This is a genomic window from Pseudomonas sp. NBRC 111132, assembly GCF_001320565.1.
In the GTDB taxonomy this organism is placed as follows: Bacteria; Pseudomonadota; Gammaproteobacteria; order Pseudomonadales; family Pseudomonadaceae; genus Aquipseudomonas; species Aquipseudomonas putida_P.
In genome coordinates, this window is the sequence record NZ_BCBI01000011.1 from 82091 (window position 1) to 109050 (window position 26960).

Sequence of the window (26960 nt, forward strand, 5' to 3'; positions counted from 1 at the left end):
TAGCAATAGCCGTGCCGGGGATGGGGTTAAATGTATAACTGGGGCATGACTCGGCCATGACTGAGGGATGTGGTGGGGCGGAAATCGAGCGCCGCGCGGGCGGCACTCGATCTGACAGGCACCAAAGAAGCCGAGGCGAACACCACCCCCAACAAGGTCAATCTTCTGCCTGATCCTCGCCACCCTGGCGGCTCATACCATACTTGCGCATCTTCTCCACCAGCGTGGTACGACGAATACGCAAACGTTCCGCTGCGCGCGCAACGATACCGTTGGCATCGTCCAGCGCCTGCTGGATCAGCCCCTGCTCCAGGCTGCCGAGGTAGTCCTTGAGGTCCAGGCCTTCAGGCGGCAGCATGGCATGGTTGCTGAAGTTCGGCGTGTGGCCATTGATGGCCACGCGCTCCTCCAGATCACTGCGCAGGCTGTCGACCATCTGCTCGTCTTCATCGTCGACATAGCGGAATTTCTTCGGCAGTTCGGACACGCCAATCACCCCGTACGGGTGCATGATCGCCATGCGCTCGACCAGGTTGGCCAACTCACGCACGTTACCCGGCCAGCCGTGGCGACACAGCGACATGATCGACGCAGAGTTGAAGCGAATGGACCCGCGCTTCTCGTGCTCCATGCGCGAAATCAGCTCGTTCATCAGCAACGGGATGTCTTCCACCCGCTCACGCAACGGCGCCATCTCGATGGGGAACACGTTCAGGCGGTAGTACAAGTCTTCACGGAAGGTGCCGTCCTCGATCATGCTTTCGAGGTTTTTGTGCGTCGCGGCGATGATGCGCACATCGATGCTCTGGGTCTTGTTGCTACCCACGCGCTCGAAGGTGCGCTCTTGCAGCACGCGCAACAGCTTGACCTGCATCGGCAACGGCATGTCACCGATTTCGTCGAGGAACAGGGTGCCGCCATTGGCCAGCTCGAAACGCCCGGCACGGCTGGTGATTGCCCCGGTAAAGGCACCCTTCTCGTGACCGAACAGTTCGCTTTCCAGCAGCTCAGCCGGGATCGCACCGCAGTTGACCGGTACGAATGGCGCTTCACGGCGCTTGGAATGGTAGTGCAGGTTGCGCGCCACCACTTCCTTGCCAGTGCCCGACTCACCCAGGATCAGCACGCTGGCATCGGTATCGGCCACTTGCTGCATCATCTGCCGCACATGCTGGATGGCACGGCTGGTGCCTACCAGGCTGCGGAACAAGTTGGGCTCGCGTTGGCGACCGCGCTCGCGCGCCTGGTCGTACATTTCGCGGTAGACCTGGGCACGGTGCAGCGAATCCAGCAGTTGGCTGTAGCTTGGCGGCATTTCCAGGTTGGAAAGTACCCGGCGGCGAAGGTCTTCTGGCAACTCTGCAGAAGAAATTTCACCTAAAAGCAGAACCGGAAGGAACTCATCCCAGGCAGCCACTGTCTTAAGCAGCCCAAGAAGGTTGCCCGGAGCATTTACGGTACCGATGAGCACGCACAGCACTTCGCGGCTCGAGGACAAAGGCTCCACCGCCTGCTGCCAGTCATGGCTGGCGCACGCGAGGTTTTCTTCGCCGAGGAAGTTCAGCACCACCGCAAGGTCGCGGCGGCGCGCGCTGTCGTCATCGATCAGCAGAATCTTGGTTTCACGCCACATGCAATAGCAACTTCCCTAGTCATATCGGCGCCCTGCAGGGGCATGCTCGACATCATTCCGACTGAATGGTCAGTGTTCGGACGTCTGAAATTCGAAAACAGCCACTAGTAAAGTCAAAAAGGCCCACACAGTCAAATTTATGGCGCCTTTTGTTAAGTTGTGCGCATCTTAACTGAACAGATGGTAAACCTTCGAAGCATTTTTAGCTTGATTGATCTGCATCATCTCTTCGGCAATTGCCTGGCGTTCACCGGTTGTCACGTCGATCAGGTTGCGGTAGACCTGCAGCACCCCTTCCAGCTTCTCCCGCAGCAACGCCTGGTCCATCGCGTGGGTTGCCAGCACCTCGTCAATGCACGTGCGGCACGCCACATCCAGCTTGGCGATGGCTTCCCAGTCACGCTCACCCAAGGCGCCGATCAGGGCGTCGCAGGTGTCATCGAGGCGTTGCAGTGCGGTCACGGTAATCTCCTTGCCTTCAGCTGGCAGGCTGAGCATCGGCAATGCCATCCCAACCACTTTTCACGGTAATCAGCAGTTGGGCAACTTCGTCGATAATGCCGGCATCGTTGTCCACGTTGGCCTGCATCAGGCGGTTGGTCATGTAAACGTAGAGGGCGTCGAGTTTTTCAACGTACTCGGGGTTTTCACTCTTTTCAGGCTGCAGGCCATCGCGCAGACCAATGATGATGTCGATCGCCTTGCCGAGCATCAGGCCCTTTTCCGCAATGTCGCCACGCGCCATGGCACCCTTGGCCTGCGCCATGCGATCGAGACCGCCTTCCATCAGCATCTGCACCAGGCGATGCGGCGTAGCTTCGGAAATCTGGGCATGGGAATTGACCTTCTGGTACTGACGAAGGGCTCTCATGGGATTCATCTTGCGACCTCGTGACGGGCAGGCTTAAGGGGGAGATATTCCTTGTATCGGGCAGGCGGCGAAAAACTTTACCGGCCGATGACATGAAGCCCGGCATCATGCCCGGACTCCATGCAATGTTCACGGATTAATCGTCACTGTTCGACTTGTTCAGCGCGTTGAGGGTGCTGAGCACGGAATTCTGCTGCTGGCGCAGCTGGGTGACCAGGGTATCCATGTTGTTGTACTTGTCCTGCAGGCTCTTCTGCAGGGCTTCCATACGGGCGTCCAGGGTGTCCTGCTCGGTCTTCAGCTTGGTCAGGCTTTCGCTCAGGACCTTGGAGCGTTCGGCGAGGGTGCCGGTACTGGCCTTGGCGAAGGGCTCGGTCACCTTTTGCAAGCGTGCCAGCAGGCCATCCTTGCCATTGAAAATACTGGTCAGGTCCGCAGCATTGGTGGAAGCAGCCTTCTCCCACTTCTTGTCGTCGAGACTAAGCGCACCGCCATCCTGAGCGGAGGTAACACCGAAGGCGGCGAGCGATTTCAAGGTACCGTTGCCGGATACTGCATTGAGCTCTTCACGAATAGACGTCATCAAAGTGCGCATCGTGGCATCACCGGTCAGCGCCGCAGCAGTCATGGAGCCATCGGCATTCTTGGTGACCTTGGTTTCTGCGTTCATCACAGTGAGCAAGGCATTATAGGTATCGATGAACCCCTTCAGCCCCGACTTCAATGTGGCGGAACTGGTAGTCAACGAGAGAATAGTCGCTGTCTTTTCACCACTCGTAGCATTTGTCGGCGACGTACCCACTAACTTGATATTGAGCCCGCTGACGGCATCGTTGATGTCGTTGGTCTTGGACTTCATGGCAACACCGTCGAGCGTGTACTCGGCGTCTGCCGGCTCTTCGACCACGGTATAGCCGGTATCGATACCCGAGTTGCCCGAAAGCGTAATGTCGGAGCCTTCGCCCATCTTGGTAGAGGTAACAACCAGACGCGAGCCATTGGCATCCGTCAGTACGTTGGCACTCAGACCCGCCGTACCAAACTGGCTATTGATGCTATCGCGCACCTGCTGCAAGGTTGCACCGGCAGGAACACTGAGATCGTAAGCCTTGCCATTCTGAGTCATCGTCAAGGTGGTCGGCGTGCTACCGGGGTTTACTACCGAGCCCGCACCATTGGCGTAAACCTTGGTCGAAACCTTCGACGCCGTCGCCAGCTTGTCGACAATCAACTTGAACGAGCCGTTGGCAGCCCCGGTGCCCATGGTCACGGTCGCGACCTTCTCATCCGAAGACTTAAGGCTCAGGCCACCAAAGCTATTGGTGTCGGTCATGTTGGTCAAGGCGCCGCGGAACGCATCCAGGGCCGCCTGAATCTTGCCAATAGAGGACAACGTGGTGGTTGCCTTCAGCGTTTGCGTATTGATCTGCGCCTGCTTCGGCGCTTTCTGCGCGGCCACCAGCGAATCGACGATCGCCTGGGTATCGATGCCCGAGCCAATACCGCTGACTGTTGTACCTGCCATCATTGCTCTCCTTGTTCAGTAGCTGCTGGATCCTTGGCGGACAAAACCACCAAAGCGTCGACAGCAACAAAAATCATGCCAGCCTATGCTTGATCATCGAATAGCAGGCTGCTGGCTTCACTGAGGCTTTGCGCCAATTTCAGCGCAAGTTCCGACGGAAGCTGCCGGATCACCTCGCCGGACTGGGTGGCAATTACCTTGACCACGACCCGACCGGTGGAATCATCAATGGAAAAATCCAGCTGACGCTGGCTCGACTGGACGAAATCACGAATCTCGCCAACCGCCTTTTCCAGGTCTTCGCGCGAGTGCGGCTGGTTATCGGGGGTAGCAGCTTCCTGCACTTTGGCAGGCACCGCAGGGTCCCGGTCACGATCAGCGACTGGCGCCTGGGGTAACACGGACGGATACACCTGGCTCAGCTTGACACTCATGTCCATGTTTCGAACTCCTCATGTCAAAAAGGGCGAAAGGGCACGTAAACGCGCCCTTTCACCCTTTACTCAGGCGCCTGAATTACTGGAGCAGTTTCAGGACCGAGGATGGCAGCTGGTTAGCCTGCGACAGGATTGCAGTCGAAGCCTGTTGCAGAGTCTGCTGCTTGGTCAGCTCGGCAGTTTCCGAGGCGAAGTCCACGTCCTGCACGGTGGAGCGAGCAGCGGTGGAGTTCTTCTGGATGTTCTGCAGGTTGTCGACGGTGGTTTGCAGACGGTTCTGAGTAGCACCCAGGCCCGAACGGACGCTGTCGATCGAACCGATGGCCTTGTCGATAACCGCCAGAGCGTTCTGTGCCTTGGTAGCGTCCGTGACGTCGGTGTCAGCGATAGTAGTCTTAACCGAGGTCGCTGCAGTACCAGCAGCAGAGAACAGCTTGGTTACACCACCGCCGGTCAGCGAGTAGCCTTTGGCCGAATCCAGCGAAATTGCACCGGTAACATACAGATCAGCAGCGGTCAGTGCAGTGCCGGAAGCAGCGTACTCGCCATTACCGTCTTTGGCATTAACCTTGATACCAGCTTGAGCAGCTGCGTCACCGGCACCGAATACCAGGTTTTCGCCGGTATCCGACTTGACGGAAAGCGAACCGCCGTTGGATTCATCATAGTTGACGCTGATGCCCAGCTTAGCGGCGTTAGATTTCAGCTGGTCTGCAAGACTAGCAGTGTCGGTCACACCAACAAACGATACTTTCTGGCTACCAACGGTCAGCTCGAAGTTGGCGGCAGGACCAGCAGTCACGCCGGCAATTGCAGTTTTATCAACACTGAACTGAACTTCAGTGCTTGCAGTTGCAGTCAAACCACCGATAGCGCCATTGAGGTTGGCAGCGATCGTTTTGGCCGAATCACCGGCAGTAACGGTAACGTCCTTGGTTTGACCGTTACCGGTCACAGTTACAGTACCTGCGTCAACACCCGTAGCGCTTGGAGTGATAGCAACGCTTTTGACCTGCTGCGAGCCAATGTTGTTAGCAGCAACGTTGTCCAGCGTCAGGTTGATGGTTTCGTTGGCGTTGGCGCCGACCTGGATGGCCTTGGTGCCGTACGAACCGTCCAGCAGTTTCTGGCCACCGAACGTGGTGGTCTGCGAGATACGGGTCAGTTCCGCGGTCAGAGCCTGGTATTCGTCGTTGTTCGACTTACGGTCGTCGGCGCTCAGGGAGCCAGTAGCCGAGGACAGTGCCAGGGTACGCATTTTTTGCAGGATGTCGGTCGAAGCCTGCATTGCACCTTCAGCGGTCTGGGCGATCGAGATACCGTCGTTGGCGTTCTTCACAGCCTGGCCCAGGCCGTTGATCTGGCTGGTCAGACGGTTGCTGATCTGCAGGCCAGCAGCGTCATCTTTGGCGCTGTTGATGCGCAGACCCGAGGACAGACGCTGCATCGAAGTGGTCTGGGCAGTGCTGGCCTTGGTCAGGTTGCCCTGGGTGGTGATCGACGCAATGTTGGTGTTTACAGTTAAAGCCATGACGAAATCCTCGTTGGATGGGTACTGCGGCTTCCGGCCTTGGCAACCGCCGGATTGGCCTAGAGAACCTTCGTAATAGTTATCGTCGGGTGCGCGGGTTGCTTGAGGGCTTTTTCGAAAAAAAAATGCTGGCATGGGGCCAGCCCCGAGAAATCAAGGGGTTAAGGCCGGTTTATTGGCGTCAAAAACCCAGAACGAAGCAGCCACAGCTCCCTGTAGGAGCAGCCTTGCGCTGCGAAGAGGCCCGCACGACCACAAAAATTCATTTGCCTTGCTGGCCCCTTCGCAGCACAAGGCTGCTCCTACAGGGCATCGGGGCCGCATGCCACAGACATGAAAAAAGCGCCGGGCGGTGGCCGCCGGGCGCTTTTTTGGACTAACCGGGGGATCAGTCGCGATACAGGATGGCAGAGCCCCACGACAGGCCCACACCAAAGCCACTGATGGCCACACGCTTCCAGCTGCCATCGAGCATGTGCTTCTGCAGCAGCAGCGGCACACTGGAGGACACGGTATTGCCGGTTTCCAGCATGTCCTTGACGAACTTCTCCGGGTGCTGCTCTTCGAAACGTCGCGCCACGGCGTCGACAATCGCCGCACTGCCCTGGTGAATGCAGAAGGCATCGATATCCGACGACTTCAGGCCACTGGCATCCAGCAGTTCGTGCAGGTGCGCCGGCACCTTGACCAGGGCAAAGTTGAACACCTGGCGGCCGTTCATGAAGAACTTGCCATCGGTGACCTTCAGGTGCTCGGCACCGGAACCATCAGTACCAAAACGCGCCTGGCCGAGGTTCCACACCGCATCTTCGCCCATCCAGGTAGCCGTGGCGGCATCGCCGAACAGCATGGTGGTGTTGCGGTCTTCCGGGTCGACGATCTTCGAATACGGGTCGGCGGTGATCAGCAGGCCATTCTTCAGCCCTGCCGCCTCCATGAAGCCCTTGATCGCATACAGGCCATACACGTAGCCCGAGCAGCCCAGCGACACGTCGAACGCCGCCACGCGGGTCGACAGGCCAAGTTTGCTCTGGACGATGGCGGCGGTGTGCGGCAGGCCTTCTTCGTCACCGTTCTGGGTGACCACGATCAACGCATCGATCGATTGCGGATCAAGGTCGGGGTTGCTGGCGAACAGGGCCCGGGCGGCTTCCACGCACAGGTCGGAGGTTTCCTGTTCTTCGGCCTTGCGCGGCAGGAACGAGGCGCCGATCTTGCCGAACATGAACTCTTCGTCCTTGCCGAACTTCGCACCCTGGACGTAGTTGTCCAGGCCAGCGGTGGGCACGTAACTCGCGATGCTTTTGATGCCAATCATTCTGGCTTCCCAATGAAAACAGCCAAAGACCACCACTCGATGAATTGAGGGCGCCAAATACCGGAGCGTCACCGCCAGGGGTTGAAGGCAGAGCTCGCCTGCGCACCGGTAACAAAATGCTGCAACAGCTGCTGCATAGAATACAGGGAAGATGACCGTTTTGACTCATTGGTCACATTGAAATGCTACGAAAGCCGTGCCAATGGTGTGGAGACTGGGGAATTCGAGGAATGACCAGGCGGACACAAGGCCGATGTGGGGGCGGCCTTGTGTCGCGAAAGGGCAGCTTAAAGCTTGTTGAACAGGCTCAGCTGGGAAATACGCGAGAAAGCCAGCTGCGAGGCCTCCAGCATGGCCTGCTGCAAGGTCAGGGTGATGGCCGCCTGCGACATGTCGGTGTTGCCGATGGCGTTCTGGGTGGTCTTGTTGGCCAGGCCCAGGCTGGTGTTCTCCTGGCGCTGGATCTCCAGCGAGTTGCCACGGGCACCGATCGAACCCCGGGTAATGTCCACCTGCTCACGGGCGCTGGCCAGGTTGGCGATGGCCGAAGCTGCCGCGTCCTTCAACGCATTGGCCGAGCCAGCACCGGTCACCGGCGTGTCCAGCGCAGCACGCAGCTGGCTGATGGTTTCCAGCACGTTCTGGTTCTGGTGGGTATTGGCAGTGACCGCGAACTGGTCACCCGCCTCCGGCGAACCGGCCACCTGGTAAGTCACCCCGGCCACGGTCAACGACGGCGCGGTAAAGGTACCCGTGGCTATCGCCTTGCTATCGGCCGTCAGCGGCTGGGCATAGAGCTCGTAAGCGCCAGGACCTGTGAACTTGATCACCGCACCATTGCTGGGGAAGGTGCTGCGATAGGCGGCTTCGTCGGTCACGCTGCTGCTGGTGATCTGGGCACTGGACGTGTTGTTGCCATTACGCGTGGCATTGAACGAGTCTGGGCGTGCCTCCAGGGAAAACTCGCGCCCCGCCACTGCCGCATCGGCATCGGCGCCCTCTTCCAGGGTAACGGTGATTTCGAACTCCACGCCACGCAGGGCAATGCGGTTGGCCCCTTCCGTCTTGCTGTCGAATGTACCGTTGGTAGGGGTTTCAGACGTAACGTCCCGGCCATTGGCATCGGTGATGGTGTATTGGGTTGCGCTGGTGAAGGTCAACTTGTACGGCTGGCCTGCCGTGAAGCTGTTGTTGTAACTGGTGCTCGAGGTCATCAGGCCTGACGACACCCCGACCACGCCATCGTCGGTGGCAGGCACCAGCAGGGTCGACTGGGTGCGGCTCTTGTTGCTGGCCGAGTCGAAGATGCTGAAACCCGTGTCGTTGGTAGCCAGGTTCAGGGTATCGGACACCTGCAAGCTCAGCTGGGTCTGGTCGCCGTGGTAGCTGTAGGTGCCATCGGAATTGCGCACATAGGGCGGCGTAGTGCTTTTGGAGCCGCCAAACATGTAGTCGCCGTTGGCATCGCGCGAGTTGAGCAAACCGAAGATATTGGCCTCGATCTCTTTCAGCTCGGTGCTGATGGCTGTGCGATCAGAGTCGGTAACCCCAGCGCCACCGGCGCGAATCGCCAGCTCGCTGGCGCGCTGCATGGCGTCGTTGATGGTGGAGAGCACGCTCTCCTCCTGCAGCAGGGAATTGCTGACGGTATTGATGTTGCCGCTGTACTGGTCCAACAACGCCTGCTGCTGTTGCAGCAACAGCAGGCGCGCAGCACCGACCGGGTCATCGGCGGCGGTCTGGATACGGATACCCGACGTCACCTGATCGTTGGTCTTGTTCATGCTGGAGAAGTTCTTGGAGTAGCTACTGGCGCTGGCCTCATAGAACTGAGCAGTGGAAATACGCACGAGAGTCTACTCCTTACAAAGCATTGATCAGGGTGCTGAAGGTTTCTTGCGCCGCCTTGATGATCTGCGACGACGCCGTGTAGTAGTGCTGGAACTTGACCAGGCTGGCCGCTTCGTCATCCAGGTTGACCCCGGACACCGCGCTGCGGCTTTCACTGGCGGACTTGAGCACCGCCTCGGTCGCCGTGGTGTCGATGGTCGCCTGGTTGGCCTTGGCACCTACGCGCTCGACCAGCGAAGCATAAGCCGAGGTGAAGCTGGTGCCGCCGCCAGAACCGGTGTTGACCGTCGACTTGGTCTGCAAGCCCAGCAGCGCCGTGGCGTTACGGTTGTCGGCCTTGCCATCGGCATTGAACGACAGGGTAAAGCTGTCATTGGCTGCCGGGCTGCCGCCGATAGTGGTCTCGACGCTGAAGGTACGCGGGTTGCCGCTGGCATCCTTGATTGGGTTTCCGGCCGCATCGAGCATCGGCACGGCAATCGACAGTTTGTTGTCCGTACCCGGCACCACGCTGCCAGTGCCGATCTGGGTGCCCTTGGCATCGAACAACTTGTAGCCTTGAGAACCACCGCTGGCAGCATCGAACACCACGCGCACCGGCATCGAGTCGCGAATCGACTGCTGGATCAGCGCGGTGTCGGCACCGCCGTAGATGTCCAGCGATTCGCCCAGGGTCGGCTGGGTGATGGTGCCCGTGCCGCTGTTGCCGCTGCCCGAGGTGGCGCTGATGGGCCCGGCGAAGGCCAGCTTGTTGGCATCGGTCAGGGTGGTGGTGATGCTGCCGGCCGCAGCGCGCGTAGGGATAACCTTGAAGCTGTCGCCTGCCGCCAGGCCGCCACCGTTCAGCGACAGGCTGAAGCCGTCGATCACCGGCGCCGGGTCGGCGTTGAGGTCGAAGCTGCCCATGTCGGTGCCGTCGGAACGGCGCACGCTGTACTGGTTGGCGCTGGTGAACTTGACCTCGTAGTCGTAGGTGGTCAGCGCACCGCTGTTGGCGATGGTCACATCCAGGTTGCCAGAGCCGGAACTGTTGTTCGACGAGGCCAGGCTGCGCTGCGCCAGGGCAGTGGCACTGTTGATGCTGGAGAACAGCGAGCTGCCGAACTGGCCATTGGCATCCAGGCCCTGCCCCAACTGGCTGTTGATGCTGTCAGCCACCACCAGGGCAACGCGCCCCAGCTCGTTCATCGACGGCGTCAGCACATCCTGGCGATAGCGCAACAGGCCACCGATCGCGCCACCGGTCACCACCGAGGTCACATCAGAGCTGAACGACTCGTAGTTGATACGCAGGCTGGCCTGGCTCTTGTCGGCAGCACCAGGCTCTACCGACAGGGTGTTGGCCTTGTTGCCGGTTACCAACGACTGGCCGCTGCCCAAGTACACGTCGTAGTTGCCGTCACGCTCCTGCACCGTGACACCCACCAGCTCGTTAAGCTGACGCACCGCTTCGCTGCGCGCATCCAACAGGCTGTTAGGGGTGTTGCCAGTGCCGCTGGCCGCGGCGATCTGCTTGTTGTACTCGGCAATGCTGGCGGTCAGCTTGTTGACCTGGCCAGCCATGGTGTCGAGCTGGGAGTTGATCGTGGCATTCTGCTGGGTGAGCTGGGTGCTCACTGCGTTGAAACGGTTGCTCAGGGTTTGCGCCTGAGTCAGCAGCAGCTGGCGCGAAGCGACGTCACCGGGCTTGGCCGCTGCAGTCTGCAGGGCCGAGAAGAATGCGGTGAGCACCGAGCTGATGCCGGTGTCACGGTCGGCCAGCAGCTTGTCGATGCTGGTGATCTGGTCCTGGAAGGCAACCGAGTCCGCCTGCAACGAGGTGGCGGTCTGCAGTTGGTTGTCCAGGTAGGAGCTATAAATGCGGCGCACATCCGCCAGCGTGGTACCTGTACCCAGGAACCCGGCGCCGATGTTGTGCGAGGCCCCCGCTGCCTGAATCGTCTGCTGGCGCGAATAGCCACTGGTCGCGGCGTTGGCGATGTTGTTACTGGTTACCGACAAGGCCGCCTGGCTGGCACTCAGGCCACTCAGGCCGATCGAAATCAGGCTCGACATGATTTAGTCCTTTTATAGATTCGTGGTTCTGCCAGCCATGGCGTACTGCGGGGTTGACTGCATTTGCTGGGCGATGCTGATGATCTTTCTCGCATAGCCCGGGTCGGTCGCATAACCTGCCTTTTGCAGCTCTCTTGCAAACTGCTCAGGGTTATCGGCCGAGTCCAGCGCATCTTGATAGCGCGAATTGCTCTGCAACAGGCTTACCAGGTCGTGGAAGCTGTCCTGGTACGAGTCGTAGCTGCGGAACGCCGCCGTTTCCTTGACGAACTGGCCATCGCGGAATTCGCTGGTGATCGCCCGCGCCTGCTCGCCCTGCCAACTGCCAGTGGCTTTGATGCCGAACAGGTTGTGGCTGCTGCTGCCATCGCTGTTGCGCATCACCGACTTGCCCCAGCCGGTTTCCAGCGCGGCCTGGGCCACCAGGTAGCGTGGGTCGATACCAATGCGCTTGGCGGCCTGCTCGGCCATCGGCAACATGGTGGCGACGAATTCATCACTGTCGGCAAACGCCTTGTTCGGCGCCAGCGGTGGCTGGGCCACGGCACGGCCGACAATGCGCAGGCCGTTGTCGGGCACGGCGAAGGCCTTGGCCACTTGCTGGCCGTCACGGGCTGGCACAGCGGCGGTATTGGTGGTGGCCGCCGATGGCACGATACCGGCCAGCAGGCGGTCGGTGAGCTTGCTCGGCAAGGCCAGGCGCCGCGAGTTGAGCGCAGCGACGTCGTTGCGGGTCGTGGACGCGTCCGTGGCATGCACCGGCTCTGCGACCTTGTTGCCCCACAATGCCGGGCCACTGTTATCGACGCGCGGGAACGGGCTGGTGTTGACCGACGCACTGCGGCCCTTGGTCAGCTGACGCACCAGTACGTCCTGCAGGCCGATACCGCCCCCTTCGCGGGACATGCTCACGGCCAACTGCTGGTCGTACATGTCGCGGTACTGCTTCACCGTTTCAGTGTTCATCGGGTTGTCGTCGGCCAGCACGTCGCTGGCCTTGCGCGAGGCCTTGAGCATTTCGCTGATGAACAGCGATTCGAACTCCTGGGCCACCTTGCGCACGTTGGCTTCGCTGTCGCGATCGCCGTGCTTGAGGGCACTGAGGCGGTTGAGGTCGGTATAGGCGCCGCTGTCGACACTGCCGGAAACCTGGCTTTTGATGTTCATCCGCGCCGTCCTCAGATCACGATCAGGTCGGCCTGCAAGGCGCCGGCCTGTTTCAGGGCTTCGAGGATCGCCATCAGGTCGCCGGGCGCGGCGCCCACCTGGTTCACCGCGCGGACGATTTCATCCAGCGTGGTGCCTGGGCCAAACTTGAACATTGGCTTGGCTTCCTGCTCGGCATTGACCCGCGAACGCGGCACCACGGCGGTCTGGCCATTGGAGAAGGCCCCCGGCTGGCTGACGATCGGGTCTTCGGTAATGGTCACGGTCAGGCTGCCATGGGTGACCGCCGCCGGCGACACCTTGACGTTCTGGCCGATGACGATAGTGCCGGTACGCGAATTGATGATGACTTTGGCTACCGCCTGGCCTGGGTCGATTTCGAGGTTTTCGAGGATCGACAGGTAATCCACACGCTGGCTTGGGTCCATCGGCGCACTGACCCGCACCGACCCACCGTCCACGGCCTGCGCCACACCTGGGCCGAGCAGGTCGTTGACCTTGTCGACGATGCGCTTGGCGGTGGTGAAGTCGGGGCGATTGAGGTTCAGGGTCAGGGTATTGCCCTGGTTGAAGCCGCTCGGCACCGCACGCTCGACACTGGCACCACCCGGAATACGGCCAGCCGACGGCACGTTGACGGTAATTTTCGACCCGTCACGGCCCTCAGCGTCGAAGCCGCCCACCACCAGGTTGCCCTGGGCAATGGCATAGACGTTGCCGTCGATACCCTTGAGCGGGGTCATCAGCAGGCTGCCACCGCGCAGGCTCTTGGAGTTACCGATCGAGGAAACGGTAATGTCCACCACCTGGCCAGGCTTGGCGAACGCCGGCAGGTCGGCATGCACCGACACCGCCGCTACGTTCTTCAACTGCACGTTGCCGGAACCGGCCGGCACCTTGATGCCGAACTGCGACAACATGTTGTTGAAGGTTTGCAGGGTGAACGGCGTCTGGGTGGTCTGGTCACCCGTACCGTTCAGGCCCACCACCAGGCCGTAACCGATCAACTGGTTGGAACGCACGCCAGAAATGCTGGCGATGTCCTTCAGGCGCTCGGCCTGTGCCGCAAAGGCACAGGACAGGAGCAGGGTTGCGGCAATCAGCTGCCTCACGTTGAACATGGTCATCCGTACTCAGAAAGGCCAAAGCGGGCTGATGAAGAAGCGGTCCAGCCACCCAGGCTGGCTGGCATCGGCGAACGAGCCAGTACCGGAATAAGTGATGCGCGCGTCGGCCACACGGGTGGACGGCACGGTGTTGTCGGTGGCGATATCGTCGGCACGCACCATGCCGGCAATGCGCACCAGCTCTTCGCCGGTGTTCAGGGTCAGCCACTTCTCGCCGCGCACGGCGATGATGCCGTTGGGCAGTACTTCGGCCACGGTCACGGTAATCGAACCGGTCAGGGTGTTGCCCTGGGTGGCCTTGCTGTCGCCTTTGGTGGCGCGCTCGCCGTTGTAGCCGGCTTCCAGCGACAAATCACCACCGCCGAACGGGTTGTTGGTGTTCGGTGTGCTGCCAAACAGCGAGGTCAGGCCGATGTCGGCCTTGCTGTTCTTCTGGATCTGCGAGCCCGCGTTCTTGCTGGCCGAGGTTTTCTCGTTGAGGGTGATGGTGATGATGTCACCCACCCGGAACGCCTTGCGGTCGCTGTACAGGTTCTGCTCGAAACCGGCCTGGTAGATCGAACCGTTGTTGGCCGCTGCCGGCAATGGGGTGCGCGGCAACACCGGCGCGTAGTACGGGTCGTTGGGCTTGGGCGTCGGCGCGACGCAACCTGCCAGCAACACCGCCCCCCCCAGGGCGAAAACGGACAACAGACGATTCATGACGCTTACCTCACGGGTGCAACGGAGTGACAGGGCTTAGAGCTGCTGGGTTACGAACGACAGCATCTGGTCGGCGGTGGAAATGACCTTGGAGTTCATCTCGTAGGCACGCTGGGTGGTGATCATGTTCACCAGCTCTTCCACGGTGCTGACGTTGGAGTTTTCCAGGGTCTGCTGCTGGGTGGTGCCGAAACCGTTCAAGCCTGGGGTGCCGACTTGTGGCGCACCACTGGCGGCGGTCTCGAGGAACAGGTTGTCGCCGATTGCCTGCAGGCCAGCCGGGTTGATGAAGTCGGCGGTCTGGATGTTGCCGATCACCTGCGCTGCCGGGTTGCCGGCGGTGGTGATCGACACAGTGCCGTCCTGGCCGACGGTGAAGGTCTGCGCATCGTTTGGCACCACGACAGCAGGCTCCAGGGCGTAGCCATTGGCGGTGACGATCTGGCCGTCGGAGTTCAGGTGGAAGGTACCGTCACGGGTGTACGAAACAGTGCCGTCCGGCTGCAGAATCTGGAAGAAACCACGGCCGTTGACCGCCATGTCCAGCGGGTTTTCGGTGGTTTGCAGGCTGCCGGCGACGAAGCTTTTCTGGGTGCCGACAATGCGCACACCGGTACCGACTTGCAGGCCCGAAGGCAGCTCGCTGTCCTGGGTGGACTGGGCACCAGGCTGACGCTTGATCTGGTAGAGCAGGTCGGCGAACTCGGCGCGATCACGTTTGAAGCCGGTGGTCGAGACGTTGGCCAGGTTGTTGGAAATGACCGTCAGGTTGGTGTCCTGGGCGGACAGGCCGGTTTTAGCGACCCAAAGAGCCGGAAGCATGTAAGTTCTCCTCGTGCGCCTGTTTTACGGCACCCGTTCAAAAGTGATTAGCCGATTTGCAAAACCCGAGCCATGGCTTCGTCGCCTTCCTTGGCCGTGTTCATCATCTTGACGTGCAGTTCGAACTGGCGGGACAGCGCCAGCACCGAGGTCATTTCCTCGACAGCATTGACGTTGCTGCCTTCCAGGAAGCCTGCCACCACCCGCACGTTGACGTCGGCATCGGCCGGCTGGCCGGAGGTGGTGTGGATCAGGCCATCCAGGCCCTTCGTCAGGCCTTTGGTGTCCGGGTTGACCAGCTTGATGCGGTCGACCTCGGCCATCACCCGCGGGTCTTCACCCATGGAGCGGATGCTGATGGTGCCGTCGGCGCCCACCTCCACTTTCTGCTCTGGCGGGATGGCGATCGGGCCACCGTTGCCCATCACCGGCATGCCATTGCCGGCACGCAGCACGCCGAGGGCATCGATGTTCAGGCTGCCGGTGCGCACATAAGCCTCGCTGCCGTCCGGTGCCTGCACGGCGATGAACCCCTTGCCGGTCACGGCAACATCCAGGTCACGCCCCGTCTCAACCAACGGACCTTCGCTGAAGTCGGTGGCCGGGCGCTCGGTCATGGCAAAGGCGCGCGCCGGAAAGCTGTCGCCAAACACCGGCATCGAACGGGCCTGCTCCAGGTCACGCTGAAAACCGTTGGTGGAAATGTTCGCCAGGTTGTTGGCGTGGGCCTTCTGCGCCAGCGCGTTCTGGCTGGCACCGGTCATGGCCACATAAAGCAACTTGTCCACAGTATCTCCTCTGCGCGTCGCTGCCGCGCTGTCACTTGGCAGGTTCGAAGCAATAATCGAACCAAGTCTGAAACCGCCTGTTTATGGGGGTTTAAGCGGGGCGAGGGGCAAAAAACGTCAGTTTGTCGGCGGATGTTTGCCGCCTGCGGCAAAGGCTTGTTCAGAAGGTGCGGCAAGCGGCGTTGTTGTAGGGGCCGGAATGGCGCACCCAACCTTCGCCCGGGTTGCTGGCCGAACACAGGTAGCGGCCGGTGGCCAGGCTTTGCCATTGGTAGAACGGGGCGGGAGCGGCCGAGAGCGGCAAGGCCATGGCCAGGAGAGCTGTGAGCATTAGCCGTTTCATGGAGGGGGAACCTTCGAGAATTTGGGGCCGCGTTGCGGCCCATCGCGACACAAGGCCGCCCCTACAGGTGAACGTGATCTCCTGTAGGAGCGGCCTTGTGTCGCGATGGGCTGCAAAGCAGCCCCAATTACAGACAACACCACACTAACAAGCGACCATCAGGTCATCTGAATGATGGTCTGCATGATGGTGCTCTCGGTGGAAATGGTCTTGGCGTTCGCCTGGTAGTTGCTCTGCGCCTTGATCAGGTTGACCAGCTCACCGGTCAGGTCGACGTTGGAGTCTTCCAGCGCACCGCCAGTGATCTGGCCCAGGGTGCCGGTGTCCGGGGCGCCGATCACCGGCACACCCGAAGCGTAGGACTCTTTCCAGTTGGTGCCGCCAATCGGGGTCAGGCCCTGCAGGTTGGCGAAGTTGGCGATGGCCACCTGGCCGATCACCTTGTCCTGGCCGTTGGTGAAGTTGGCGAACATGTTGCCGCTTTGGTCGATGGTCAGGCCCGACAGCTCACCGGTGGCAAAGCCGTCCTGGCTCTTGGCGGTGGTGGCGGATGCGGCGTTGTACTGGGTGGTGCCAAGCATGTCCAGGTTGACCCCGGCAACGTTGGCGGTAGCGCCGTTGGCACCCCATACACCGGCAGCGTTCTTCTGTGCCGGGATCCAGTTGTCGAGGGTGAAGCTTTTGTTGGCCGCGATGGTCATGCCACCCGCTACCGGGCCTGCGGTCATGGCCGCAGTGTCCAGGGTACCGTCAGACTTGAACGGCAGCTTGTTGGCCAGCGGCGTGGTCGAAGTCGGGTCGGCCGGGTTGCGCCCGTCGATGGTGGTGTACATGGTCCAGGAGTTGCTGGTGGCATCCTTGACGAAGTACTGGTTCAACTGGTGCGCGTTACCTTGGCTGTCGTACACATCGGTATTGAATGTGTAGTTGTAGGTGCCAGTGTTGGCGGGGTCGAACGGCGTCACGGCCGGTGCCGTGGCACTGGAATTCAGGTTGACGTTCTCGGAGATTTTTCCGGTCGGGTTCGGCGTCAGGTTCGAGGTGTCGATCTGCAGATCAGTCAACACGCCCTGGGTGATCTTGCCGTTGGCATCCACGGCATAACCTTGCAGCTTGGAGCCGGACGCGTTGACCACGTAGCCGTCCTTGTCGCTGTAGAACGCACCGGCACGGGTGTAGATCTTCGAGCCGTTGTCGCTCATCACGAAGAAGCCGTTGCCATCGATGGCCATGTCCAGCGCCTGGCCGGTGCCGTTGATGTTGCCAGGGGTGAACAACTGCGACACAGCCGCCGTCTTCACACCCGTGCCGACGGTGTTCTTGCCGGCACTGGTACCGCGAATGGAGTTGGAGTACTGGTCGGCGAACTCGGCGCGCGACGACTTGAAGCCGGTGGTGGCGACGTTGGCAATGTTGTTGCCGGTAACGTTCAGGGCCTTGTTCGCTGCATAGAGGCCGCTAAGGCCGATATTGAAAGACATGTGTAACTCCTGTCGTTTTGCTCAGGCCCTAGATGCCGATGCTTTGGATTTTGGAAAGCGCAACACTGCCCAGCCCAGCCAGGTTGAGTGTCATCTCCGAACCGTTGGTACCCATGGTCACACTGGTCACCGAGGCCGGCAGGTTGGTGGTCATGGCCGTGGCCTTGCCGTCGATCGAAGCGGTAGCCTTGAAGGTGTAGGTACCTGCTGCCGCTACTTCGCCGTCATCGTTCTTGCCATCCCAGGTAAAGTCGATCTTGCCGGCTTTCTGAGTACCCAGGTCGATGGTGCGAACCAGCTTGTCGTCCTTGTCGTAGATACCCACCGAGGTGGCGGTACTGGACGAGGTGAGGTTGACCGTGCCTTTCAAATCCTTGCTGGTGTCGACCACCGCCTTGTCGGTCTGGACAATCACATTGCGCCCGACCAGTGACGACGCCTGCAGCGCCTGGGAAGACTGCAGCCCCGCCGCGATATAGGTCACCGAGTCATTGAGCGACTGCATGCTCTCAAGGCTACTGAACTGCGCCAACTGCGCCACGAACTCGCCGTTTTCCTGTGGGTCGAGCGGGTTCTGGTTCTTCATCTGGGTAACCAGCAACTGCAGGAAGGCATCTTTGCCCAGTGCACTGCCGGCAGCGCCGGTGTTGCTGTTGTTCTTTGACGCCTGCTTCTGCAGTGAGGTCAGGTACGCACTGTTGACGTCAGAGGTGGAATTGGTGGTAGTCATGTCGGCTTCCTATCACTGCCCCAGGGTCAGGACTTTCTGCATCATGCTCTTGGCCGTGTTCATCAGCTCGGCGTTGGTCTGGAACGCGCGGCTGGCGGAGATCATGTCAGCCATCTCCTCGACCACATTGACGTTCGGGTAGTAGACGTAGCCATCCTTGTTCGCCGCCGGGTGGTTAGGCTCGTAGCGCGCCTCCAGGGTGCTCTGGTCTTCGACGATGCCTTTTACCTGCACGCCCTGCCCTGCTTCGCCCTGGTCTTCGAACAGCGATTGGCTGCCGCCAGCCTGTGCGTTCTGGAAGGTGGTGGCGAACACCGGGTGGCGAGCGCGATAGGTCTGGTCGATGCTCGAAGACACGGTCTCGGCGTTGGCAATGTTGGACGCGACGGTGTTCAGGCGCGTGTTCTGCGCGCTCATGCCGCTACCGGCAATGTTGAAGACACTGGAAAGGGACATGGTCATTCTCCCCGCAGGGCGGAAACCAGCCCTTTGAATTTACTGTTGAGCAAAGTGAAGCTGGCCTGGAAGCCAATGGCGTTTTCGGTGTAGTTCGATTGCTCGATCTGCGCGTCCACGGTGTTCTGGTCGATCGACGGCTGCAGCGGCGTGCGGTACTTGAGGGTTTCATCCGCCATGGCCAGGCCATCAGCCTCGATGTGCCGGCTGTTGGTACGGTCAAGGCTGAAGCGACCGCCGCTCTGCTGCTTGTCGCTTTCGGCGGCGAGCACCGAGGCGAAGTCCATGTCACGCGCCTTGTAGTTGGGCGTATCGGCGTTGGCGATGTTGTTGGCCAGCACTTCGGCGCGCTGGGCGCGGAAGCCCAGGGCCTTTTCGTGAATACCAAGCGCCTTGTCGAAGCTGATGCTCATGTCGGGGAAACCTTCGAAGGTTGACCGGAATTTCGTTGAGCAAGGTATAGCAAGGGCTGTGCCAACCCTTGAAAAGCCAGAGAATACGGGGCTGCGAGATGAAGTACTGTCAAGGTGATGCCAGAAAAGCGGCAAAGGCCTTCCGCCTAGGGCGGCGAAAGCGGCAATTGCCGGGCGGCAAAAGCGGCAAAACAAAAAATTGACGTCAGTGTTTGGCGATGTAGGTGTGGCGCCTGGGAGATCGAGCGCCACCACACCCCTCAAGACAGACCCTACTTGGCCTGGTAGATGATGCCCGGGCTGCATTGGACCATCTGGTAGTGGTCCGGCAAGCCATTGAGCGCCTCCGAGGCGCCGAGGAACAGGTAGCCACCCGGCTTCAAGGTACTGTGAATGCGCAGCAGGATGTCCCGCTTCACCTGCGCCGAGAAGTAGATCAACACGTTGCGACAGAACACGATGTCGAACTTGCCCAGGCTGGCATAGCTGTCCAGCAGGTTGAACGAGCGGAACTCGACGCGGCTGCGAATCGCCGGCTTGACCGCCCAGCGCCCAGGCCCCTTGGGGTCGAAATAGCGCTGCAGGCGCTCCTGGGACAAGCCGCGGGCAATCGCCAGGCTGTCGTACTCACCCGTCTTGCAATTGTTCAGCATGGTGCCCGACAGGTCGGTGGCAACAATCTGCGCGCCCATCTTCAGCTGGCCGAGGTTGCTGCGCTCGAACTCGTCGATGGCCATGGAGATGGAGTACGGCTCCTGCCCCGACGAACAGGCCGCCGACCACATGCGCAGGCGCTGGCCGGGGTTGTTGCGGATGAACTCGGGGATCACCTTGTTCTTCAGCACTTCGAACGGGTAGGTATCGCGAAACCACAGGGTCTCGTTGGTGGTCATGGCATCGACCACCTGCTCACGCAAACCGCCGCGCGGCTGGGCCTGGATGCGCTGCACCAGCTCGCCCAGGCTCTTGATGCCCTGTTGTTCCATCAGCTTGTTGAGACGGCTGGAAACCAGGTACTGCTTATTCTCGCCCAGCAGGATGCCACAGGCTTTCTCCAGGAAGACCCGGAACTGTTCGAAATCCAAATTACCCGTAGACACTACTGCCGCCTCTTTTCAATCACTGGTGCCGGGGCATGCCCCGGCTGCTTCAATGCGCTGCCTTGATCCGGTCGACCACCCGCTGGGCCAGGTCGTCCGGCTTGAACTTGGCCAGGAAGTCATCGGCGCCGACCTTCTTGACCATTGCCTGGTTGAACACCCCGGAAAGCGAAGTATGCAGGCAGATGTGCAATTTTTGCATACGCGGGTCGCTGCGGATCTCCGCCGTGAGCGTATAGCCGTCCATTTCCGGCATTTCAATGTCCGAGATCATCATCAGGAACTCTTCTTCCGGCTTTTTGCCCTCATCCACCAACTGACGCAGGTAGTTCAGAGCCTGACGGCCATCGTTGAGCGCAACCACTTCGACCCCTACGGTCTGCAGGCAGCGGCTGACCTGCTTGCGCGCCACCGACGAATCGTCGACGGTCAGCACCCGCATCAGCACGGCCTTGTCCTGCACCTCGGCATCGATCACCCCAGCCGATACCGACTCGGACGAAGGCGACACTTCAGCCAGCACCTTTTCCACGTCGATGATCTCGACCATGCGGTTGTCCACCCGGGTGACCGCCGTCAGGTAGTGGTCGCGACCGGTCCCCTTGGGTGGCGGATGAATCTCTTCCCAGTTCATGTTGACGATGCGCTCCACCGAGTGCACCAGGAAGCCCTGGGTCTTGGTGTTGTACTCGGTGATGATCACGAAGCTGTTGCGCGTGTCTTCCTGCAGCGGTCGCAACCCGGTGGCCATCGACAAGTCGAGGATCGGGATGGTTGCCCCACGGATATTGGCAACGCCACGCACCACCGGGTGCGCCTTGGGCAGCAGGGTCAGCGCAGGGCATTGCAGCACTTCCCTGACCTTGAATACGTTGATGCCGTATAGCTGTTCGCCATTGAGGCGGAACAGCAGCAATTCCAGGCGATTCTGCCCCACCAGCTGCGTGCGCTGGTTGACCGAATCCATAACACCCGCCATGCCAGACTCCTTTATCTTTCAGCCTTTCGTTGCAACTCAGGTAGCGAGTCGGCACGGGCTTTGCTTTTTTGAGCGTCATGCACACGAAAACGACATTTTTCCGACGATTGACGCGCCTGCTGACTGGCTCGCTGGCCACCCTGTGTCTGCTGGTGCCCGGCGTTCGCACGGTGGCGGACGCGTTTACCTTGCCTGAACAGCTTATCGGTGTCACCCAAGGGTTTCTTGAATTCACCGTCGAAGACTATCTGGCCACCACCCAGACCGCCGGCCGCTATGAAATCCAGGTCAACCCACTGGACCCGCGCCTGCGCATGCCGCTGTGCAGTCAGCAGCTGGACGCCTCACTGGAAAGCCCGGCTCAGCCGTTGGGCCGCGTGACAGTGCGGGTGCGCTGCGATGGCGCGGCGCCGTGGACGGTGTTCGTCCCCGCCACCGTGCGGCTGTTCCGCGACGTGGTGGTGGTTACCCGCCCGCTCAAGCGCGACAACACGGTGGGCGAAGGTGACGTGGCCCTGCGCGAGCGGGATGTCGGCACCCTGGGCCAGGGCTTTCTGACCGAGCTGGACCAGGCGGTGGGCATGAAAATGCTACGCCCCACGGTGATCGACCAGGTGCTCACCCCGCAACACCTGGAACAGGCCGAGGTGGTACGCAAGGGAGATCAAGTGGTGATCATTGCCCGCAGTGGCAGCCTGAGCGTGCGCATGCCGGGTGAGGCCCTGAGCAAGGGCGGCCTGAGCGAGCAGATACGGGTACGCAACCTCAACTCCAAGCGAGTGGTGAAGGCCAGGGTGACCGGCCCCGGCCAGGTCGAGGTCAGTATGTAGGCCGGCCACCAGATTAGGCTGGCAGTGAGGAACCGCTTTTCCTAAACTGTGTCAGAACACGGGTTCGCGAGCTTGCTGACAGGCGGCGATGCATTTGTGCCTAAAGTTTCTATCGGGTTGGCCGAAAACAAGGCAAGCGTCCAAATACCCAGAGGTTTCTGATCATGGTCATCGACTTCAGTCGTTTGAATAACTCTCCGTCCGTCACGGGCGGCGTGCGCGGCAACACCGCGTCCGGCAGCGCCGAAAAACCGGCAGCCAGCCAGGAAGCGGCAAGCGCCACCAGCACCAGCGGAGAAGCGGTACACCTCAGCCAAGAGGCACAGCAGTTGCAGAAGATCAGCGACAAGCTGCGCGACGAGCCGGTGGTCAACAGCGCCCGTGTGGCCCAGTTGAAACAGGCGATCGCCGACGGCAGCTACCAGGTCGATGCCGGCCGGGTCGCCAGCAAACTGCTCGATTTCGAAGCCCAGCGCTGACCGTACGGCGCGCTGACTTCACGGACGCTAGAAAAGCCAAGAGTTAGCCATGCACGACACCACCTTGCTGCAACTGATCGAAGATGACATTGCCCCGATGCAGGAACTGCTCGACCTTCTGCACAAGGAGGCGATCGCCCTGCATGGCCGCGACATGCCGCTACTGGAGCAAATCCTGGCGCGCAAGCAGTCGTTGATCATCTTGCTCGAGCAGCACGGCCAGCGCCGCAGCCAATTGCTCGGGAGCCTGGGCCTGAGTGCCGATCGCAGCGGTGTGCAGGCGGTAGCCGCGCAGTCGCCGCATGGCGATGTGATGCTGCAGCGCCTCGACATGCTGTCGCAACTGATGGACGACTGCCAACAGGTCAACCAGACCAATGGCCGGATCATCCAGGTGCAGCAACACGTCACCAACAACCAGGTCAGGATCCTCATGGGCGGCGATTCGCCCTCGCTCTACGACAGCCGCGGCAGCACCTCGCCGCTGGCCAAGCCGCGCGCCCTCAGCCAAGTGTGATTTTTCTATCAAGGCACGGAACATACTGGCAAAATGCCGTTACTTGCGTGTGTCGCTTTTGCCTGGAGAACGATAAGCCGTGTTCAATGAATCCGATGCCCCGCAACCACCAAAGGTGCTGAGCACCCCCTTGGAAATTGCGGCCAACTTGCGGCAGTTGCAGGAAAGCCACGACCCTCTGATCATCACCTTCCACGACCGCAGCCAGCGTTTCCAGAGCTACGTGGTACACGTGGACCGAGAAAGCAACACCCTGGCACTGGACGAGATGATCCCCCGTGACGGCGAGAAGTTCATCGAAAACGGCGAGCACTTTCGCGTCGAAGGCTTCCACGATGGCGTGCGCATCGCCTGGGAATGCGACCACGAGCTGAAGATCAGCGAAGTCAACGGCCACCGCTGCTACAGCGGCGCCCTGCCGCAAGAGATGACCTACCACCAGCGCCGCAACGCCTTCCGTGCCGCGCTGAAACTGTCGCAGCTGGTCGATATCATCCTCGATGGTGCCCACCTCAAGGGCAACGGCGCCCTGCGCGGCAAGCTGCTGGATATTTCGGCCACCGGCTGCAAACTGCGCTTCGAAGGCAATGTCGAAGACCGCCTGCAACTGGGCCAGGTGTATGAGCGCTTCAAGGCGGGCAACCCGCTCGGCCTGGTGGACACCATGGTCGAGCTGCGTCACCTGCACTATGAAGAGCGCATCAACACCACTTTTGCCGGCGTGCGTTTCCATAACCTGAGCGGGCAGGCACAGCGCAAGATCGAGAGCTTTGTGTACCAGCTGCAGCGTGAGGCGCGGCGGTTCGACAAAGACGACTATTGATCGTCGGCTGATTGCAAAAACGCCACCTGTCGAGGTGGCGTTTTCATTTGTGGTCCTCCTGTGCCGACCCTTTCGCGGGTTTAGCCGCAAAGGGCCGGCACAAGCTTAAACGGACTTGCTGACCTCCCCTTCCGGCGCAGCCGCTTGTTGCTCGGCGGTCTTCTCTTCCTCCTCGGTATCCTCCGCCGCCACCGGTGCCTGCATCACGTCCTGCACAGTCTGCTCATCCACCCGTGGGTCCAACGCTGCCGACAGCGGTGAGCCGGCCGCCGGCATGGCCACGTGACCCAGCGGTGCGTCCTGCACCTGATGCAGGCCGGTAACCGCTTTCGGTCGGATGCGCCACACCAGCACCAGCGCAAAGAACACGAAGAAGGCATACAGCATCTGCGCGCCCAGCATCTTCATCAGCACACCCGCCGCCAGCGGCCCGATGCACGCGCCCACGCCATAGGTCACCAACAGCATGGCCGTCAGCGACACCCGCCGCTCGCTCTCCACGTGGTCGTTGGAAAACGCCACAGCCAGCGGATACAGGCAGAACTGCAGCAACGAAATCAGGAAGCCGATACCGAACAGCAGCTCCAGCGGCACACTGGGCAGTATCGCCAATGGCGCAGCGGCCAGCGCCAGGCCTATTGCCACGCTACGGATCAGCACTGCCCGGTCGTAACGGTCAGACAACCATCCCAGCGGCCACTGCACCAGCAGGCCGGCAAAAATGCAGCTACCCATGAACAGACCAATCTGCTCGGTCGTCATCCCTTGGCTTGAGGCATACAAAGGCGCCAAGCCGTAGAACGAACCCACGATCAACCCGGAACCGAGCACCGTACTGAGCGACTGCGGCACACGCTTGATGAAGAACTTCGGCTCCATCGGGGCCGGGCGCAAGGGCGCCGGGTGAATGCGCCGGGTCATCGCCACCGGCACCAGGCACAGGGCAAAGCACATCGCTACCAGCATCAGCAGCTCAGGGCCGAGCTGCGGGTGGACCACCAGAATAAGCTGGCCCAGGACCAGGCCCAGGTACGAAGCGATCATGTAGCCGCTGAACACCGCGCCGCGGTGTTTCACATCGGCCTGCTCGTTGAGCCAGCTCTCGATGACCATGTACTGGCACATCATGCCCAAGCCCACGATCATGCGCAGCCCCACCCAGGCAGGCAGCCAGTTGGTCAGGCCATGACCGAGCACTGCGGCGCCGACAATACCGGCGCAGGTGGCATAGGCGCGTATATGCCCTACCCGGCCGATCAGCCGGTGGCCGACTTTGCCGCCAACCGCCAGGCCAAAGTAGTTGGCCGCCATCAACGCACCCACCCACAGGCTGTCGACATGGTCGGCAGCCAGGCGCAGGGCCAGGTAGGTACTGAGCAGGCCCGAGCCGATCAACATCATCAGCGCGGCGAAATACAACGACTGAAACGGCTTCCATACATTTCGCATACGTACCGAGAAGCTCCCTGGTCAGGTGGCGGTAGGTGCTAGCAGCATAAGGGCAAATGCCGGTCAGTGCAGGCCCCCGCCAGCAAAATGCCGCGGCGAGGACGTGTCCGATGCAGGTCGTGTCGCGATCAGGCCTGTGCCGCCAGCACCCGGCGCTCCCACGGGGTGATCTCATCGTAGAAATCGGTCAGTTCCAGGGTCTTGCTGGCGATGTAGCCTTCGATGAACTCGCTGCCGAACAGTTCCCGTGCCAGTGTGCTGCGCTTGAGCCTTTCAAGGGCTGCATGCAGGGTACACGGCAGGCTCAGGTGCTCGGGCACTTCGAACTCGCCCTGGATGGCGGGCGACGGCTGCAGGCGCTGCTCGATGCCGTGCAGCCCGGCGGCCAGGCTGGCGGCGATGGCCAGGTAGGGGTTGGCGTCGGCACCGGGTAAACGGTTTTCGACCCGTCGCGCTGCCGGCGCACTGGCCGGAATGCGCAAACCGGCGGCACGGTTGTCCTCGGACCAGCAGGCATTGTTCGGCGAGGCATAGGGGTGGCACAGGCGCTGATAGGAATTGACGTTGGGGGCGAACAGCGCGGTGAAATCGGCCATGCACGCCTGCAAACCGCCGATGAAGTGGTAGAAGGTATCGGTCGGCAGGCCCTGCTCGTCGCTGAACACATTACGCCCGCTGCTGGCCTCGACCAGGCTCTGGTGGATATGCATGGAACTGCCAGGCGTACGCGCCAACGGCTTGGCCATGCACACCACGGTCAGCCCATGCTTGAGCGCCACTTCCTTGAGCAGGTGCTTGAACAGGAACGTCTGGTCGGCCAGCAGCAGCGGGTCGCCATGCAGCAAGTTGATCTCGAACTGGCTGACGCCCATTTCGTGCATGAAGGTGTCGCGCGGCAGGCCGAGCGCGGCCATGCACTGGTACACCTCTTTGAAGAACGGGCGCAGGCCGTTGTTGGAGCTGACACTGAACGCTGAATGGCCCAGCTCGCGGCGGCCGTCGGTGCCCAGCGGTGGCTGGAACGGCTGCTGCGGGTCACTGTTGGGGGCAAACACGAAGAACTCAAGCTCGGTCGCCACTACCGGTGCCAGACCCAACGCTGCGTAGCGGGCGATCACGGCCTTCAACTGGCCCCGGGTGGACAGTGCCGAGGGCCGGCCATCCAGTTCATTGGCATCGCAGATGGCCAGGGCGCGACCGTCATCGCTCCAGGGCAAGCGATAAACCTGGCTGGGTTCGGCTACCAACGCCAGGTCGCCGTCGTCACTGCCGTAGAATTTCGCCGGCGGGTAGCCGCCCATGATGCATTGCAGCAGCACCCCACGGGCCATCTGCAGGCGGCGGCCTTCAAGAAAGCCTTCGGCGGTCATCACCTTGCCGCGTGGGACGCCGTTGAGGTCGGGGGTGACGCATTCGATTTCATCGATGCCCTGGAGCTGAGCGATGCTCATGACGCTTGTCCTTGTTGTTGTAGGCTGACAACAACATAGGCTGGGGGTGTTTAAAATATCAAGCAGCCTCTCGAACGCCTGG

The 26960-nt window shown here is 60.9% G+C and carries 27 protein-coding genes; 4 read left to right on the top strand and 23 right to left on the bottom strand.

The window, feature by feature from the left end:
* Positions 1 to 157: 157 nt before the first annotated feature.
* From fleQ to APH35_RS07880, 21 genes are all read right to left on the bottom strand, one after another.
* Positions 158 to 1633, bottom strand: coding sequence for a transcriptional regulator FleQ (gene fleQ, locus APH35_RS07780; RefSeq protein ID WP_060514511.1), 1476 nt, complete (start codon positions 1631 to 1633; stop codon positions 158 to 160).
* Between the two features lie 168 nt (positions 1634 to 1801).
* Positions 1802 to 2131 (bottom strand): hypothetical protein, encoded by a 330-nt coding sequence (locus APH35_RS07785; RefSeq protein WP_060514512.1) that lies wholly within the window; start codon positions 2129 to 2131, stop codon positions 1802 to 1804.
* A complete protein-coding gene (gene fliS, locus APH35_RS07790) occupies positions 2112 to 2513 on the bottom strand; it encodes a flagellar export chaperone FliS (protein WP_012273515.1) in 402 nt (133 codons plus the stop codon). Before fliS ends, APH35_RS07785 begins: the two co-directional genes overlap by 20 nt.
* 127 nt (positions 2514 to 2640) lie before the next feature.
* Positions 2641 to 4029, bottom strand: coding sequence for a flagellar filament capping protein FliD (gene fliD, locus APH35_RS07795; RefSeq protein WP_060514513.1), 1389 nt, complete (start codon positions 4027 to 4029; stop codon positions 2641 to 2643).
* A gap of 83 nt (positions 4030 to 4112) precedes the next feature.
* Positions 4113 to 4469, bottom strand: coding sequence for a flagellar protein FlaG (locus APH35_RS07800; protein ID WP_060514514.1), 357 nt, complete (start codon positions 4467 to 4469; stop codon positions 4113 to 4115).
* A gap of 76 nt (positions 4470 to 4545) precedes the next feature.
* Positions 4546 to 5997 (bottom strand): flagellin N-terminal helical domain-containing protein, encoded by a 1452-nt coding sequence (locus APH35_RS07805; protein WP_012273518.1) that lies wholly within the window; start codon positions 5995 to 5997, stop codon positions 4546 to 4548.
* 388 nt (positions 5998 to 6385) lie between these two features.
* Positions 6386 to 7315: a ketoacyl-ACP synthase III gene (locus APH35_RS07810; RefSeq protein WP_012273519.1), complete on the bottom strand. Its 930-nt coding sequence runs from the start codon at positions 7313 to 7315 to the stop codon at positions 6386 to 6388.
* A 287-nt stretch (positions 7316 to 7602) separates the two neighbouring features.
* Positions 7603 to 9165, bottom strand: a complete 1563-nt coding sequence (locus tag APH35_RS07815) for a flagellar hook-associated protein 3 (protein WP_060493040.1) — start codon at positions 9163 to 9165, stop codon at positions 7603 to 7605.
* Between the two features lie 13 nt (positions 9166 to 9178).
* Complete coding sequence (gene flgK, locus APH35_RS07820; protein WP_060493041.1) at positions 9179 to 11221, bottom strand: flagellar hook-associated protein FlgK; 2043 nt, start codon at positions 11219 to 11221, stop codon at positions 9179 to 9181.
* A gap of 12 nt (positions 11222 to 11233) precedes the next feature.
* Positions 11234 to 12388: a flagellar assembly peptidoglycan hydrolase FlgJ gene (gene flgJ / locus APH35_RS07825; RefSeq protein ID WP_060514515.1), complete on the bottom strand. Its 1155-nt coding sequence runs from the start codon at positions 12386 to 12388 to the stop codon at positions 11234 to 11236.
* 11 nt (positions 12389 to 12399) lie between these two features.
* Positions 12400 to 13509 carry a flagellar basal body P-ring protein FlgI gene (locus APH35_RS07830; RefSeq protein WP_049275241.1) on the bottom strand — a complete coding sequence of 370 codons (1110 nt, stop codon included), beginning with the start codon at positions 13507 to 13509 and terminating at the stop codon, positions 12400 to 12402.
* A 12-nt stretch (positions 13510 to 13521) separates the two neighbouring features.
* Positions 13522 to 14217 (bottom strand): flagellar basal body L-ring protein FlgH, encoded by a 696-nt coding sequence (gene flgH / locus APH35_RS07835; RefSeq protein ID WP_012273524.1) that lies wholly within the window; start codon positions 14215 to 14217, stop codon positions 13522 to 13524.
* A gap of 36 nt (positions 14218 to 14253) precedes the next feature.
* A complete protein-coding gene (gene flgG, locus APH35_RS07840; RefSeq protein ID WP_012273525.1) occupies positions 14254 to 15039 on the bottom strand; it encodes a flagellar basal-body rod protein FlgG in 786 nt (261 codons plus the stop codon).
* Between the two features lie 47 nt (positions 15040 to 15086).
* Positions 15087 to 15827: a flagellar basal-body rod protein FlgF gene (flgF, locus tag APH35_RS07845; RefSeq protein WP_012273526.1), complete on the bottom strand. Its 741-nt coding sequence runs from the start codon at positions 15825 to 15827 to the stop codon at positions 15087 to 15089.
* Between the two features lie 160 nt (positions 15828 to 15987).
* Positions 15988 to 16170 carry a hypothetical protein gene (locus tag APH35_RS07850; protein ID WP_016498521.1) on the bottom strand — a complete coding sequence of 61 codons (183 nt, stop codon included), beginning with the start codon at positions 16168 to 16170 and terminating at the stop codon, positions 15988 to 15990.
* 158 nt (positions 16171 to 16328) lie between these two features.
* Positions 16329 to 17651, bottom strand: a complete 1323-nt coding sequence (gene flgE / locus APH35_RS07855; RefSeq protein WP_012273528.1) for a flagellar hook protein FlgE — start codon at positions 17649 to 17651, stop codon at positions 16329 to 16331.
* 28 nt (positions 17652 to 17679) lie between these two features.
* On the bottom strand, positions 17680 to 18381 hold the full coding sequence (gene flgD / locus APH35_RS07860; protein WP_012273529.1) for a flagellar hook assembly protein FlgD: 702 nt from the start codon (positions 18379 to 18381) through the stop codon (positions 17680 to 17682).
* A 12-nt stretch (positions 18382 to 18393) separates the two neighbouring features.
* Positions 18394 to 18837 (bottom strand): flagellar basal body rod protein FlgC, encoded by a 444-nt coding sequence (flgC, locus tag APH35_RS07865; protein WP_012273530.1) that lies wholly within the window; start codon positions 18835 to 18837, stop codon positions 18394 to 18396.
* Between the two features lie 2 nt (positions 18838 to 18839).
* Positions 18840 to 19250 (bottom strand): flagellar basal body rod protein FlgB, encoded by a 411-nt coding sequence (gene flgB, locus APH35_RS07870; RefSeq protein WP_012273531.1) that lies wholly within the window; start codon positions 19248 to 19250, stop codon positions 18840 to 18842.
* A 272-nt stretch (positions 19251 to 19522) separates the two neighbouring features.
* Positions 19523 to 20350, bottom strand: coding sequence for a protein-glutamate O-methyltransferase CheR (gene cheR / locus APH35_RS07875; protein ID WP_012273532.1), 828 nt, complete (start codon positions 20348 to 20350; stop codon positions 19523 to 19525).
* Between the two features lie 49 nt (positions 20351 to 20399).
* Positions 20400 to 21329, bottom strand: a complete 930-nt coding sequence (locus APH35_RS07880) for a chemotaxis protein CheV (RefSeq protein ID WP_010955104.1) — start codon at positions 21327 to 21329, stop codon at positions 20400 to 20402.
* Between the two features lie 77 nt (positions 21330 to 21406).
* Here APH35_RS07880 and flgA point away from each other — a divergent pair, with 77 nt between their 5' ends.
* From flgA to APH35_RS07900, 4 genes are all read left to right on the top strand, one after another.
* Positions 21407 to 22159 carry a flagellar basal body P-ring formation chaperone FlgA gene (gene flgA, locus APH35_RS07885; RefSeq protein WP_012273534.1) on the top strand — a complete coding sequence of 251 codons (753 nt, stop codon included), beginning with the start codon at positions 21407 to 21409 and terminating at the stop codon, positions 22157 to 22159.
* A gap of 164 nt (positions 22160 to 22323) precedes the next feature.
* Positions 22324 to 22638, top strand: coding sequence for a flagellar biosynthesis anti-sigma factor FlgM (flgM, locus tag APH35_RS07890; protein ID WP_012273535.1), 315 nt, complete (start codon positions 22324 to 22326; stop codon positions 22636 to 22638).
* Between the two features lie 49 nt (positions 22639 to 22687).
* Positions 22688 to 23155: a flagella synthesis protein FlgN gene (locus tag APH35_RS07895; RefSeq protein ID WP_012273536.1), complete on the top strand. Its 468-nt coding sequence runs from the start codon at positions 22688 to 22690 to the stop codon at positions 23153 to 23155.
* Between the two features lie 79 nt (positions 23156 to 23234).
* Positions 23235 to 23978, top strand: a complete 744-nt coding sequence (locus tag APH35_RS07900) for a flagellar brake protein (protein ID WP_012273537.1) — start codon at positions 23235 to 23237, stop codon at positions 23976 to 23978.
* Positions 23979 to 24083: 105 nt separating this feature from the next.
* On the opposite strand, the gene APH35_RS07905 is transcribed toward APH35_RS07900, so the two are convergent.
* Entirely contained in the window at positions 24084 to 25427 is a 1344-nt protein-coding gene (locus APH35_RS07905; RefSeq protein WP_012273538.1) for an MFS transporter, read from the bottom strand.
* Between the two features lie 128 nt (positions 25428 to 25555).
* Positions 25556 to 26797 carry a glutamine synthetase family protein gene (locus APH35_RS07910; RefSeq protein ID WP_177335355.1) on the bottom strand — a complete coding sequence of 414 codons (1242 nt, stop codon included), beginning with the start codon at positions 26795 to 26797 and terminating at the stop codon, positions 25556 to 25558.
* Positions 26798 to 26960 lie beyond the last annotated feature (163 nt).